Genomic DNA, 14367 nt, shown 5'->3' with positions numbered 1-14367 from the left:
TAACGCTCCCTAAAAAAGCATAAACGCTCTCAATATCAATAATATGGGAAATATTATTATAGAGATTATGAAAATATACTTGCCTTGCTTTCTATCTTTTTCTGAATAAGAATAGACTTTTTCTCCATTAGGTAAAGTCTTTTTTGCTGTCCATAAAAAGTAGCCAATGATTATTCCAAGAATACCTCCTAAAAATGTAAAAATATAACCAGCTGCAATCCAGGCTTTTTGATTTCCCTCTGGTTTGGCCAATTGTTTTAGCCGCTCATTTTTTAGGGAATTCAGTAGTGCCTTGTCAACCGATTTCCCCCTTTGAGTCAATATTTTTTGAGCAAGGGTGTAGTCAAACTCATTCCATTCATCAGATTTGAGCAGAATTTCATAAAGTTCTTCATCAGTGAAATCGAACAAATAGTAATTCTTGTCAACTTGGTCAATGAGATTTTCAGCTTCCTCCTCTAATATTTCTTCAGCCCTTTTGAAATCTGTTTGTTTAATCCTGACTTCAAATTCATTCTGCAGGGTATTTCCTGAAAATGTAACATCCACTGGAGGGATGTTGTCTCCCAAAACACAATCTATCCCCTCGTTCTCAAGGATTTCCTTTAATTCTGATGCCTGTTCTAAGGTTGGGTATTTTTTGAATATAGAATATTCTTCTTCCATCAGGTTACATTTATGATATGTAAAATATTCAATAAAATTGGATTTGAGGTTGTTTGAGTGAGATAAGTCACTCCCCAATCATCTTAATAAACTTGGCAGGCACACCACCCACAATGCTGTTGGCGGGTACATCTTTGGCTACCACCGCCCCAGCAGCCACTACCGCATTTTCACCTACGGTGACCCCCGGTAAAATGGTAGCTGCCGCTCCAATCCAAGCATTTCGTTTGATCACCACACGGTGCAGGGACAACGATTGTCGGTTGGCGGGCGCAATGGGGTGGTTTTCCGAAATAAGGCTCACCTTGGGGCCTATGAGCACATCGTCCTCAATGATAATCCCGCCGAGGTCCAAAAAAGTACAGTCGTGATTAATAAAGACATTTTTGCCCAAGGTGGTATGTCGCCCAAAATTGGTATGGAAGGGCACAAAAATACGGGTGCTGTCATCAATTTTTTGACCGATAATCTCACTGAGCCGCTCCCGAATCTCATCTTGACTGGTGGAGGAGTTAAGCGCAGCTCTCAACTCCATGGTCTTTTCCACCATTTTTGAAAGTTTGGGCATTTGGGGATCATCATGGGGAATGGTACCCCCTTCGCGCATGCGCTCAAAGAGGTCTCGGGTGTCATAACTCATAGGTACAGCGGTTTAGGTTATCCTTAAAGGTAACCCATTTGGCCCGTTGTCAGGAATGATAAATGTTAGTTTCCCTAGAAAAGATAGCCCAAACGTACTCCAGCATAGTAATTTCTGCCATTTCCGGGGTAAAAGAAGCGCGGCTGCGCTCCTCCAAAACCGGTGGCATTGATCAATACGGATTGCGCGTAGGTCGTATCGAACACATTGTTGATACCTGCATGTACCCCCAATGAAAAATGATTGGAGAGTTTGGTTTTGTAGCCCAACCTCGCGTTAAAAACATTGAAGGAATCACTGCTCAGGGTGTTGGCATCATTCAATGGGATGTTGTCCACATATTGGTGCGTAAGATTCAGTTGCAACCCATTGGCATGTTGTAGGTCCACTCCCGTGTTCAAACGATGTTTCGGGACACCGGTCAACGGATTGCCGGAGTAGTCGTTGTCCTCATTCACAAAATCAACAAAGGTGTGGTCGTTGAACGTATAGCTAAAATAAGGTGCCAGTGAAAGGGCATTGGAGAGGCGTGCGATGTATTTTACGTCCATTTCCAACCCTTGATGACGGGTTTCGCCCGCGTTTGTGCCAATGTACTGGTCCTCGCCCACACGTTGGGCCACCAAAAGGTTATTGATATCCATTCGGTACAACGCTGCATTGAAGGAAAACCGATTTTTCAACAAGGTCATTTGCGCACCGATTTCATAATTGGTGCCGGTCTCTTGAGAAATATCTGGGTTGATGACCCCCTCAGGTGTTAAGGTCTCCTCCAAACTGGGGTTGGAAAAACCACGACTGATATTGGCATACAAGTGGCCATATCGTAGCGCATATTGCAGACCAAGGCTGGGGAGCAAGATGGCATCAAAATTACGGGTAGCCGAAGTGTTTGCCGAGCCCTGATTGAACAAATCCTTAAAATTATAATGGGTTTTGTTGAGGTTCAGCCCCACTTGTGCAGACAGCCCGTTGGTTAAATCATACATGAAGGTCGCAAACGCATTGAACTGCCTACGGAACTCGGTGTTCTGGCTCAAACGGTCACCCTGAAGGCTTCCGTTGCCGTTATTGTCTTGATATAGGTTTTCAAACGTGCCCCAATGGTATTCGTCTTTGTAGAGTTCGGCACCAAAGGTATATTGGGCTCTGTCAAAATTCCCTTCAAATTGACTTCGGAATCCAAAACCGTTGGTGAATTCATCCAAAATATTGAACGGACGTGGCTCGTAATGGTCCGTGTAGGTATAAAAAATACTGGAAGTATTTTTCAGCGCTTCAGAAAATTGATAGGTATGCGACAGACCTGTCAGTAAATACTTGTTGGCTTCATACCCTTGGGCCGCCAACCAGTTTCCGGCTGCACGGGTAGGGTCTTCCTCTAAATCGGTTTGGTTGATGGAACTGGCAATACCCGCCGTGTAATCAATATAGTTCATCAAGATGCCCATACTGCTTTTTGGACTGAGGGTAACGTTACTCGTCAATAAAAATCCATCACGCTCAAAGCGACTGTTCTGGCGATAGCCATCCGTTTCCAAATGGTTGTAGCTAAAGGTGAGGTCGAAGGTTTTTTCAGAATGGGTGAAGGAAAGGTTGTCCTTCAACATATTATAGGACCCAATATTTGTGGTATTGAACAGTTGGGTCTCGTCAATTTTTGGGGATTTGGTGTCCAAAATAATGGCCCCGCCCAAGTTGGTGCCATAGGCTGTTCCCTTTGGTCCTTTAATGACTTCAAGTGAGCCCATGTTTTCCAAATCGAAGGCCTCAATATCGGAGAAATTGGTGCCGTTGGTCACAGGAATACCGTTGAAGTACATCCGGAGCTTGTCCGTTCCATACAATGTTCTTGCCCCCACCCCACGAATGGTAATCCGGTTGGTATTGATGGCTCCGGAAAGGATATACACTCCAGAAATTTGGTTTACTGCCGAAGGAATATCCGTAGGATTGAACCGCTCAAAGGTTTTGGTGCTGATGGTGGATGAAGCGGTAATTCCAGTAGCCTTCTTAGGAGCAAGATCTTCGGTAAGGATAATCTCATCCAACTCAGTAATGGAATCTTTTTGAATGTCCTGACCAAAAATTTGAACACTACAAAGTAGTGTAATGCTTAAAAAAATAATTTTCATTGTAGTTGTTGGGGAGTTGTAATTCTTCACTGGAGATGCTTTTGCATGTATTGTTTTCTTCAGTTGTGGTACACTAAATTGGTATAACAGCCGCCATAGATAAGAGGCATTTTCCCGAAAAATGATACCGGATTTGGAACAACTTTATGGGACGTGTTGATTCTGTGCATTTTATCGACATAAAAATAGTAACTAATCCGCAAGTTCCTTCAATAATGATGTTGTATTCATCACTTTGGCGAATTCCTCCTTGAGGTTGGCAAGGGCAGCACTATGGATAATTTCGGCACTCAGCCTATTGCCATCCACTCCAATTTTATCAAAGGCAGCCGTGGCATCCGAAATCAAGGTTACGTTAAAACCCAAATTTGCGGCCATTCGAACAGAGGTGGAGATGCAGTGTTCGACGGTAAGTCCAACCACTACCAGATTTGTGATGTTTTGAGATTTTAGGCGGGCTTCCAAATCTGTTCCGATAAAGGCACTGTTCACATTTTTTGGGATGACAGGTTCACCTTCCAAAGGAGTCACCAACGGATGAAGTTTATTCCCTTTTTTTCCAGGGTACAGCGGTGAAGCTGGATTTGTGGAACAGTGTTGCACATGAAAAATGGGCCAATTTTTCTGCCGGAAGGCGTTCAGGATTTTTGAACAGTTGACCTCGGCATCCGGATTGCTGCGTTCCGTGCCGTAAAACTCCATTTCTTGAAGCCCTTGTTGAATATCGATAAGCAATAAGGCGGTCATCCCCTAAAAATTTAGATTTAAAAGTAGGGATTAAAACCGGAAACCAACAGACAATCCACCGCGGTACATAAAATCATCCTGAAAGTCTTCTGGATTGATGTTTCGGCCTAAACCGCCAAAAACTTCTACGGTGAACCGTTGGTCGCGGGTAGACCATTTGTTTCCCAATCCAAGTCCCAAAGCCGTGGTGCTATACCCCCTGTTTCGTTGCAGGTCGTTTTCAATTTCATCCTCGCCAGTGTAGTAGAGTCCAAAAGCTTCGGCAAAGAAACCGCTTCTGGGTTGATAGCCAAAATACGCCCTAAAATTGGGCCCGATTCCAAAATTTCCGTTGTAATCGGTGGCATCGTTATCGAAATAAACCGTTGCACCAATGCTGGCATCTTCGCTAAAGTAGTATTCGTAGGATCCTTCAACGGTGGATGTGGCCAAAAACAAGCCAATGTTGAATTTAATCTCGTTACTGTTATAAAGCGGAGGATAGGCTTGGGCCGATACCAAAAAACCGGAAAACAAGAATGCAAGAAGCAAAAGTTTTTTCATGAGGTATGAATTAAAATCCTAGTAGGATAATCAATTAGCGTTCCAAAAACAAAGGTACAGCATGATCGGCAACCCCATTTATTTTAACAAAACGGCAGCAATGGCTATTTTTAGGCAAAATTTAAGCATGAAGATTGTCTCGTACAATGTAAATGGCATCCGTGCCGCAATAAATAAGGGATTTGTGGAATGGTTACAGGCAGTGGACCCTGATGTCGTCTGCCTGCAAGAAACCAAAGCCATGAAAGAGCAGGTGGATACTTCGGTTTTGGAGGAGGTCGGATATCCCTATCATTATTGGTTCAGTGCTCAAAAAAAGGGATATAGTGGGGTGGCATTGCTTTGCAAAGAGCAGCCAGATCATGTGGAATATGGTACGGGTATCGATTATATGGATTTTGAGGGACGGAACATTCGAGCTGATTATGGCGATGTGTCTGTAATGAGCATGTATCTGCCGTCTGGCACCAACTTGGCCCGTTTGGACCATAAGCTCACCTATATGGCGGATTTTCAGAATTATGCGGATGATCTTCGGAAAGAGCGTCCCAATCTCGTAGTCTGCGGGGATTATAATATTTGTCACGAAGCCATCGATATCCATGACCCAGTCCGAAACAAAAATGTATCCGGGTTTTTACCTGTGGAGCGGGAGTGGATTGGTAATTTCATAAAGAGTGGCTTTATTGATAGTTTTCGGCATTTCAATAAAGACCCCCACAATTATACCTGGTGGAGTTATCGTGCCAATGCAAGAAACAATAACAAGGGCTGGCGTTTGGATTATGGAATGGTCAATGAATCATTGCAAGACCGGTTGAAGCGTTCGGTTATTCTATCGGAAGCCAAACACAGTGATCATTGTCCCATTTTGTTGGAGTTGGAAAAATAACAATTGCTTTAAAACCCAAAAATTTGGATTGACTACCTTAGTCGTTTAAAAATTAGTTTGATGAAATACACGCGAATTCCACATACCGATATCAGAATAAGCAAAATTTGTTTAGGCACCATGACCTGGGGACGACAAAACACCCAGGACGAAGGTTTTGAACAGATGGATTATGCCTTGGATCAGGGCATCAACTTTTTTGATACCGCAGAACTCTATCCTATTCCTGCGAAAAAGGAATTGTATGCCGTAACGGAGGAAATCATTGGAAACTGGTTCGCGAAGACCGGTAACCGAGATCGCGTTGTGCTGGCGACAAAAATGGCTGGACCGGGTGGCCCCGCTTCGTTTATCAGGGATGAGGGTTTCAATAAAAAGGAAATTGTTGAATCTGTGGAAAAGAGTTTAAAACGACTCCAAACCGATTACCTTGATCTGTATCAATTGCACTGGCCGGAGCGCAACACCAACTATTTTGGACAGCGTGGCTATAATGCCCATGCAGTGGATTCGTGGGACGACAATATCCATCAAATCTTAGAGACTTTTCGGGATTTGGTTGCAGAAGGAAAGATTCGGCATTTGGGACTTTCTAATGAAACGCCTTGGGGTGTCATGCGCTTTTTGGAGGAAAGCAAGGTACACAGAACTTTGCCGCGAGTTAAGACCATTCAAAACCCATACAACTTGCTGAACCGATTGTATGAAGTAGGTCTTTCTGAAATTTCAATGCGAGAACAAACGGGACTTTTGGCTTATTCACCCTTAGGATTTGGAGTGCTGAGTGGAAAATATCTGGATGAAATTCCACCTAGAAAAGGAAGGATTACGCTTTTTCCAAATTACAGTCGATACAGTAGTGAAACTGCCGTGGAGGCGACTAAAAAGTATTCGGAATTGGCCCAGAAGCATGGGTTGAGCATGGCACAAATGGCTTTGGCATTTGTGAATACCCGTCCGTTTGTGACGAGCAACATTATCGGTGCGACAACTATGGAACAGCTTAAGGAAAATATAGGCAGTATTGAAGTGAATCTTTCGGATGAGGTGTTGAAGGGGATTGAGGAAATCCACAATGCCATTCCAAACCCTGCACCTTAATTTATCCGAAGAGTAGGCTTACCACATCCTCAATTTTAGAAACTTTTTGAATCTGGATTGCTGTATTTTTTAGCCCTATTTTATTGCTTTTCGAGACGTAAATAGTAGTGAAACCCAGTTTTTCGGCTTCTAGAATACGTTGGTCTACCCGTTGTACAGGTCGAATTTCTCCTGCAAGGCCCACTTCAGCAGCGAAACAGAGCCCTTTTTCAATGGGAATATCCGCATTGCTGGAAAGGATGGCGGCCATCACGGCCAAATCAATGGCGGGGTCATCCACAGAAATACCTCCGGTAATGTTCAAAAACACATCCTTGGCAGCCAATTTAAAACCGGCCCGTTTTTCCAATACGGCCAAGAGCATGTTCAAGCGTTTGGCATTGAACCCGGTCGCGGAACGTTGCGGTGTTCCATAAACCGCGGTGCTCACCAAAGCTTGGATTTCAATCAGTAACGGACGCATACCTTCGACTGTGGCGGCAATGGCAGTTCCGCTGAGGTCTTCCTCATTTTTGGAAATGAGGACCTCCGAAGGGTTGTTCACTTCCCGAAGCCCACTGCCCTGCATTTCATAAATGCCCAATTCAGCCGTGGAACCAAATCGGTTTTTTAGGGAACGGAGGATGCGGTAAACATAGTTTCGGTCGCCTTCAAACTGAAGCACGGTATCTACCATGTGCTCCAAAATCTTGGGCCCGGCAATGGTGCCATCTTTGGTGATGTGTCCCACCAAAATGACCGGGGTATGACTTTCCTTTGCAAATTTGATAAGCTCCGCAGCACACTCCCGAATTTGCGAAATGCTTCCAGCGGCCGATTCAATATAATCGGTGTGCAGGGTTTGGATGGAATCGATGACCACCAAATCGGGCTCCAACGAAGCAATTTGCTGAAAGATGTTCTGGGTTTTGGTTTCGGTGAGGATGTAGCAATTTTCACTATTGGGCTGGATTCGGTCAGCCCGCATCTTAATTTGTCGTTGGCTTTCCTCCCCAGAAACGTACAACGTTTTAAAAGGCAGTTTTAAGGCAATTTGAAGCAGTAGGGTACTTTTTCCAATACCAGGCTCTCCTCCCAATAAGGTCAGGGAACCAGGCACAAGTCCACCGCCCAACACCCGATTGAATTCTTGGTCTTTCGTGTCTAACCGAAGCTCACTTTCATGGGTAATTTCAGAAACGCGGAGAGGCTTGTTGGCCTTTTTGTCTGAAACACTGCTGGCCTTCCAACTTCTTTTGTCCTCTTTTTGGACCACTTCTTCCACAATGGTGTTCCATTCCTTGCAGGCGGAGCATTGTCCGACCCACTTAGCGTATTGGGTGCCACAGTTTTGGCAAAAGAAAGCAGTTTTGGTCTTAGCCATTCCTTGAATTCAGGTTTTGGCTAAGATAGCAAAGTCCTTAAAAGTAATTGGATTTTAATATCCGAAGTCAGCTTTGAGTGCATCTATTTTTTCTAGGGCCATGTCCTTAGTCAAAAAATCGATTTCTTCTAGCTGGAATGCTTTTTCAAACGTCTTGAACGCTTTTTTGGGCTCCCCGATTTCTTCGTAGTACTCGCCTTCAAAATAAAAGCCCATCATGGTTTCGGGGTATTGCTCCTTACAGAGTTCGGCCAAAGGTTTCAGGGATTCAAAATCGCTCTTTTTTCTACAGGCCGCGTAAATGGCCATGATATCATTGAGTTCTACAGTTTTTTCAAACCCGAAGAGTTTTTCAATCAATGCATAACGGTCTTCAAGATATTTAAACGCAGACTCATCCGAAGTAATGATTTTTTCCTTGTACTCTTTTGGGGAGATGGGCCTGAACATATGAAAAACATTGTCGAAGGCTTTTCCGATTCCATAGGCCACAATGGAAACGTGATCGGCATTTTCATATTCGTCAAAGAAATAATGAAGGGATTCCTTAGTGATGGATTTGATGTTGTGGTTCATTTGAAGGATAAGCTGCCTGTCATCCGAAGCTTCTTTTTCCACAATCACATTATAAAAAATCTCTTGCTCCAAAGCGGACAAACGTGCCGGAACCCTATTTTCCATTTCGGGAGCCAAAACAGGCGAAATATTTACATACGAATTGAAAAGCGAACGATCCTTGAACAGATAGTAATTTCCAAAATTGGCAGTAATGTCATACCCCACAAACATTTTAAACGGAGCAATGTTATAGCTCGTTTCCAAGTAGGGAATAATCTCTGTTCCTAGAAACTCAAAGAACATTTTTCCTTTATCGGTTGGTAGACCAGTACCCTCCTCGTAAGCACAATCTTCCCACCGGATATCATTTTTGCCTTGATCTACACCAACAACGATCGCTTGGGGCATACGGCCCAATCTACTTTGGAATTTTACATTGGCCACAACTAGGTCAAAAAGATATTCTGCATCCAAAACAACGATCAGGGGGTATTTTTTTTCTTCGGTATAGTCCTCGGGAAAATAGTAGGAGACGTCCCTTCGTTCCTGAAGCTTAAAGGATTCGAAGATTTCCTTTTTTACCTGTGCTCCAAGATTTAGGCACACAAAGCCCATCAATAGAAATAATAGACATTTTTTCATTGGTTAAGATTTAGTTGGTCGGGGTCTACCTATTCCTATTCAATAACGGTAGGACGATGAAGGATATTGTGCCAAAAACCACAACCATTAAGGTCTGTGCGATCCACATGATCCAACCAAAAGCATCGCCAGAAACGGAGCTGATTCCGAAAATGCCCAAAGCGGCACTGACAGCAATGGGATATAGCCCTATTCCGCCATTGGTAGTGGACATGGCGAAGGCGCCTCCGACAAAGGCAACGAGCAGTTCGCTAAGGGATAGCGACATGGTTTCTGCCACGGTGTGCTTGATGACCCAAAACATACCGATATAGGCCGCCCAAATAAAGATTGTGTGAAAAATGAAGGCCCATTTTTTCTTCATTTTGAAGACACTGAGGACACCATCCAGCAATCCGTTCAAAAAGGACTTGAGTTTTTGGGCCAGTGCGGATTTGGATTTTCTGATGATGGCAGTAGCTACAAAAAGTCCAACAATTCCAACCAGCAGAATACCAAAGGCACCGATGAGGTTGACTCCTTTATCTTTCAAAAAGGCCAAAATGATGTCAGTTTGAAGCAAAAGGGTTATGATAATCACCAACAAAAGCATCAACAGGTCGATGACCCTTTCAGTGACGATGGTACCAAAACCTTTTTCAAAAGGGACTTTTTCGTAGGTGGTCAAAGCTGTGGCTCTTAAAATTTCACCGGAACGGGGAATCCCAAGATTGGCGAAATAGGAAATAAGGACAATGAAGATATTGTTGATGATTTTGGGTCGATATCCCATGGGTTCCAAAAGATAATTCCATCGAACGGCACGGGAAATATGACTTAAAATTCCCAGGATTACGGATACGGTCACCCAAAACGGACTTGCGTTGGAGATGTAATGGATAATCTGTTTGCGCTCTTCTGGTGTTGTGGCGTTGTAAGAATACCAAACCAAAAAGAGCCCAACGGCTATGGGAACAAAAATCTTCAGGAATTTTTTTAGGGATGTGCCCAAAATTAGTTCAAAAGATTGGTGGCTTCGTTAGGGAAGACCAAAGCGGGATTGAATGACTTGGCCTCTTCAATGCTCATCCAAGCATAGGTGATCAGAATTAATACGTCGCCAACGGCCACTTTTCGGGCTGCGGCACCATTCAGTGTAAGCTCTCCTGAACCTCGTGGTCCGGGAATGGCATAAGTTTCCAGCCGTTCGCCGTTGTTGTTGTTCACAATCTGCACTTTTTCGCCCCTAATAATGTTGGCCGCATCCATGATATCCTCATCAATGGTGATGCTTCCGATATAATTAAGGTCGGCTCCTGTAACTTTTACCCTGTGAACTTTAGATTTTACAACTTCTACTTGCATGGTGCAAATTTATCAATTCAATCTTAGATTATCTATTAGGCGAACACCATCGGCATAAACGGCAATGAACGCCCTGTATTTTGTATCCTCTTGTTTTTTGAGCATAGGGGTGAGGGTGTCCTCGTCCGCAATTTGAAAATATTCCAGCTCAAACAACGGGCTTTTTCCAAACTCACCTTTTACCCAATCCGCAATGTTCCTTGCACTTTCCGTGCCAAATTTTGATTTGGCAGACTGCAGTGTTTCATGGATAAAACTTGCTTCTTCCCTAGTCGTTTTTGACAGCCTTTCATTACGGGAACTCATGGCCAGACCATGGGGTTCTCGTTCTATGGGACATCCGATGATTTCACAAGGTAATTTCTTGGAAGCTGCCATCTTTCGGATGATTTGAAGCTGTTGAAAATCCTTTTCCCCAAAATAGGCCTTGTCTGGAGAAACGGTTCTTAGGAACAGTTCCACAATAGTGCCCACGCCATCAAAATGACCCTCCCTGAACTCACCTTCCATGACCTTGTCCAGACCATCGAACTCGTAGCTTTTGGATTTTACATGATCGCCATAGATTTCATCCACGGAAGGGACAAAAACCACAATGTTTTCTGAAACGAGTTCCAAAAGTTTTAAATCGCGATCAAGATTTCTTGGATATTTTTCAAGATCATCCTTTTTATCGAATTGGGTAGGGTTCACAAAAATGCTGACTACCACCAAATCATTTTCCAAAAGTGCTTTTTTAACCAAGGAAATATGACCTTCATGAAGGGCGCCCATAGTGGGCACGAGCCCAATGGTACGGTTATTGTTGCGCTCTTCCTGTAGAAAGGACATAAGTTCTTTTTTATGGTCAAATATGTGCATTACAAGGATTAAGAGCGGGCAAAAATACTATAAATACTGGTAATCAGCATAATTTTTGTACTTTTGCAGCTACGTTTTTCGGATAAACAAAAGAAAGTGTTTATGAATGGTAAAAAGATATTGTTTGTATCTTCTGAATTAGTTCCTTACCTCCCAGAGAATCCAGTTTCCTTAATGTCGTACGAAGCGCCCCGCATGGTCAATAGCAACGGTGGGCAGATACGCATTTTTATGCCAAGATATGGAAACATTAATGAAAGGAGGCATCAATTACATGAAGTAATTCGGTTGTCGGGAATGAACTTGGTGATCAACGACATGGATATGCCCTTGATCATCAAAGTTGCATCGATTCCTCGGGAACGGATTCAGGTTTACTTTATAGATAACGAAGAATATTTTAAGAGAAAGGCAACGTTTAAGGACAGCGAGGGAAAACTTTTTCCGGATAATGATGAGCGGGCCATTTTCTTTGCCAAAGGCGTGGTGGAGACCGTAAAGAAATTGAACTGGTCCCCAGACATCATCCATGTTCATGGTTGGATGGCCTCCTTACTTCCATTGTACCTGAGGGAGTATTATTCGGACGAGCCGTTGTTTGCTGACAGTAAAATAGTCACCTCCATCTACAACAAGAGTTTTGAAGGGGAACTGGATACTGAGATGATTAACAAAATTGCCTTCGATGGTATTGATAAATCACATATTTCTTCGTTGGAACAACCCGACTATAATAATTTGTTAAAGGTTGCCGTAGATCATTCCGATGCCATTATTTTAGCCGCGGAAGAGGTGTCGGAGGATTTAAAGAACCACATAGCCAATCTTTCCAAACCAGTGTTGCCTTATGTTTCGCTTCAAGAAGCAGAGGAAGCATATACAAATTTCTATAAAACAGAGGTTTTAAAATAAATTGCATGAGATTTTACAGGATGATAAAAGTTTCGGCCTTGGTTGGAACTTTATTTTTGATGACTGCTTCTTGTGAAGATGAACTGGATACCATCGGGGAAGGTGTTGTGGCAGGGGAGCCCTTTACTACAGGCAAGGTGGAGTATGATGTTTTTACGTTCAACAAGGGGATTGCCGCCGTGCAGACCAATCGTTTGCCGTTGTACCAGCTAGGCACTTATACAGACCCTGTTTATGGAAAGCGAAAGGCAAGCATTATAACCCAGGTCACCTTACCTAGTTCCAACCCAATTTTTGGAGATTATTCCCAAACCACAGAGGACAATGCCGATTCTGATGATAGCGATTCAACGATACCAGAGGAAGAAACTGTAAAGGCAGTGTATCTGAATATTCCATTTCAATTACCACCTTCTGTCTCAGATGATAGTGATGGGGACGGAGTGCAAAACGAATTGGATGTTGATCCGTATGATTCAACCTCAGATTCAGATGGCGACGGTGTTTCTGATGCTGAGGAACAAAACATTGGTTCCGATCCATTGAATCCTGATGAAGACGGAAGTGAAGAAGATTTTATTCCTAACATTTATCGCCGAACTTTTGATTTGGACAGTATTTATGGAAATAGGGCGGAGTCTTTCGAGATTAAGGTGTCTAGATCCACCTATTATCTGAGGGATTTGGATCCAAACACAAACTTTGAGGAAAGACAACGTTATTTTTCCAATCAAGATTTTTCAAGTTTTATTGGGGAAGAGCTGACCATGGAAGGGCAAAAGACTGTGATTATCGACAATCAAGAAACTTTGATATTTGCCGAAGATGACCCAGATACGGAAGTGGATGAATCAGAAACCGTGGTGGATACACGAAGACCTCCAGGAATTCGGGTGCCATTGAACCCAGAATTCTTTCAACAGAATATTTTGGACAAGGAAGGACAATCCGAGTTGTTGAGCCAGTCCAATTTTGCCAATTTCTTCAGGGGGATACATATTTCAGCAGATGATGCCGATAGTGAACAGTTAATGTTTCTGTTGGATTTAACGGAAGCCAATATTACCATCACTTACGAATACCAAGACTATAACGCAGAAGAGGAAGCTCCGGAAACAGCAGAGCGGGATTACACCCTTAATTTGTTGGCAATTAGCAATAGTGCCTATGTTGGAAATGCCATCAATATTTTTGAGGATGAAGCTTTGTCCCCCGAAATTGCTGGAGCAATTGACAATGATGAAAATGCATCCCGTATCTATGTGAAAGGCGGAAAAACTTTGACTGAAGTTAGGCTTTTTGATGAAACCTTGAATGGAGGGGACAACATTATCAACCAGATAAGACAAAACAATTGGATCATCAATGAGGCAAACTTGGTGTTTTATGTAGATCAGAATACGTTGGGAGGAGGAGACATCGTTGAGCCACCACGACTTTATCTATATAATGCCGAAACCAATCTACCTTTATATAATATTGGTACAGAAAACATTGTAAATGAAGGTCCTTTGGGACTTTATCTAAACTACGATGGTATCATCGATAAACAAGGGGGTAGAGGGTTAAAATACACCATTAGAATAACCGAACACCTCAATAATATTATTGTTAGGGATTCCACAAATGCCAGTCTTGGGCTTACATTGACTTCAAATATTGACCTAATTCGGGTGCAAGAGGGCATGCGCAGTAGTGACAACCAAGGGATGGATATTCCTATGATGGCATCCATCAGCCCATTGGGAACCGTACTTTATGGAAGTAATGTAGACGCTACCAACGAAGACAAAAAGCTGAAACTCGAAATTTATTACACAGAAGCGAACTGATATCGCTTCTTATGGCTAATTTTGCGTTGTTCGTCGTTTTGAACGTGTCGTTTTACCGGTTTTTGCCCAATACATTATAATTTTAGTGGCCTAAACCCCCAAGCATCAACCGTTCATCAAAAAAAATCTAG

The 14367-nt window shown here is 43.0% G+C and carries 14 protein-coding genes; 4 read left to right on the top strand and 10 right to left on the bottom strand.

Features of this window, described 5'->3' with window-relative positions; all coding sequences use genetic code 11:
- Positions 1-9: 9 nt before the first annotated feature.
- The 5 genes from ACFSJE_RS09095 to ACFSJE_RS09075 form a co-directional block, all read right to left on the bottom strand.
- Positions 10-666: a hypothetical protein gene (locus tag ACFSJE_RS09095; protein WP_379830675.1), complete on the bottom strand. Its 657-nt coding sequence runs from the start codon at positions 664-666 to the stop codon at positions 10-12.
- A 67-nt stretch (positions 667-733) separates the two neighbouring features.
- A complete protein-coding gene (locus ACFSJE_RS09090; RefSeq protein WP_379830674.1) occupies positions 734-1306 on the bottom strand; it encodes a DapH/DapD/GlmU-related protein in 573 nt (190 codons plus the stop codon).
- A 74-nt stretch (positions 1307-1380) separates the two neighbouring features.
- Positions 1381-3441 (bottom strand): TonB-dependent receptor family protein, encoded by a 2061-nt coding sequence (locus ACFSJE_RS09085; RefSeq protein ID WP_379830673.1) that lies wholly within the window; start codon positions 3439-3441, stop codon positions 1381-1383.
- A gap of 192 nt (positions 3442-3633) precedes the next feature.
- Entirely contained in the window at positions 3634-4188 is a 555-nt protein-coding gene (locus ACFSJE_RS09080; protein WP_379830672.1) for a cysteine hydrolase family protein, read from the bottom strand.
- 30 nt (positions 4189-4218) lie between these two features.
- Positions 4219-4731, bottom strand: a complete 513-nt coding sequence (locus tag ACFSJE_RS09075) for a hypothetical protein (protein WP_379830671.1) — start codon at positions 4729-4731, stop codon at positions 4219-4221.
- 127 nt (positions 4732-4858) lie between these two features.
- On the opposite strand from ACFSJE_RS09075, the gene ACFSJE_RS09070 reads away from it, so the two are divergent.
- Both ACFSJE_RS09070 and ACFSJE_RS09065 read left to right on the top strand, forming a co-directional pair.
- Positions 4859-5623, top strand: coding sequence for an exodeoxyribonuclease III (locus ACFSJE_RS09070; RefSeq protein WP_379830670.1), 765 nt, complete (start codon positions 4859-4861; stop codon positions 5621-5623).
- A 60-nt stretch (positions 5624-5683) separates the two neighbouring features.
- A complete protein-coding gene (locus tag ACFSJE_RS09065) occupies positions 5684-6724 on the top strand; it encodes an aldo/keto reductase (RefSeq protein ID WP_379830669.1) in 1041 nt (346 codons plus the stop codon).
- 1 nt (position 6725) lies between these two features.
- On the opposite strand, the gene radA is transcribed toward ACFSJE_RS09065, so the two are convergent.
- From radA to panC, 5 genes are read right to left on the bottom strand one after another with little or no spacing between them, the layout of a single operon-like run.
- Positions 6726-8087: a DNA repair protein RadA gene (gene radA / locus ACFSJE_RS09060; RefSeq protein WP_379830668.1), complete on the bottom strand. Its 1362-nt coding sequence runs from the start codon at positions 8085-8087 to the stop codon at positions 6726-6728.
- Between the two features lie 54 nt (positions 8088-8141).
- The gene (locus tag ACFSJE_RS09055; RefSeq protein ID WP_379830667.1) at positions 8142-9287 is read right to left on the bottom strand and encodes an alpha/beta hydrolase; all 1146 of its coding nucleotides are present in this window, start codon (positions 9285-9287) and stop codon (positions 8142-8144) included.
- A gap of 25 nt (positions 9288-9312) precedes the next feature.
- Positions 9313-10278 carry a lysylphosphatidylglycerol synthase transmembrane domain-containing protein gene (locus tag ACFSJE_RS09050; RefSeq protein WP_379830666.1) on the bottom strand — a complete coding sequence of 322 codons (966 nt, stop codon included), beginning with the start codon at positions 10276-10278 and terminating at the stop codon, positions 9313-9315.
- 2 nt (positions 10279-10280) lie between these two features.
- Positions 10281-10631, bottom strand: a complete 351-nt coding sequence (panD, locus tag ACFSJE_RS09045; protein WP_036380451.1) for an aspartate 1-decarboxylase — start codon at positions 10629-10631, stop codon at positions 10281-10283.
- A 12-nt stretch (positions 10632-10643) separates the two neighbouring features.
- Complete coding sequence (gene panC, locus ACFSJE_RS09040; RefSeq protein ID WP_379830665.1) at positions 10644-11492, bottom strand: pantoate--beta-alanine ligase; 849 nt, start codon at positions 11490-11492, stop codon at positions 10644-10646.
- Between the two features lie 102 nt (positions 11493-11594).
- Here panC and ACFSJE_RS09035 point away from each other — a divergent pair, with 102 nt between their 5' ends.
- Both ACFSJE_RS09035 and ACFSJE_RS09030 read left to right on the top strand, forming a co-directional pair.
- Positions 11595-12404, top strand: a complete 810-nt coding sequence (locus tag ACFSJE_RS09035; protein WP_379830664.1) for a glycogen/starch synthase — start codon at positions 11595-11597, stop codon at positions 12402-12404.
- Positions 12405-12409: 5 nt separating this feature from the next.
- Entirely contained in the window at positions 12410-14236 is a 1827-nt protein-coding gene (locus ACFSJE_RS09030) for a DUF4270 family protein (RefSeq protein WP_379830663.1), read from the top strand.
- Positions 14237-14367 lie beyond the last annotated feature (131 nt).

This window comes from Flagellimonas iocasae (genome assembly GCF_042682725.1).
In the GTDB taxonomy this organism is placed as follows: Bacteria; Bacteroidota; Bacteroidia; order Flavobacteriales; family Flavobacteriaceae; genus Flagellimonas; species Flagellimonas iocasae.
The sequence above is the reverse complement of the archived record's forward strand: the minus strand, read 5'-3'. Positions and strand labels throughout refer to the sequence as shown.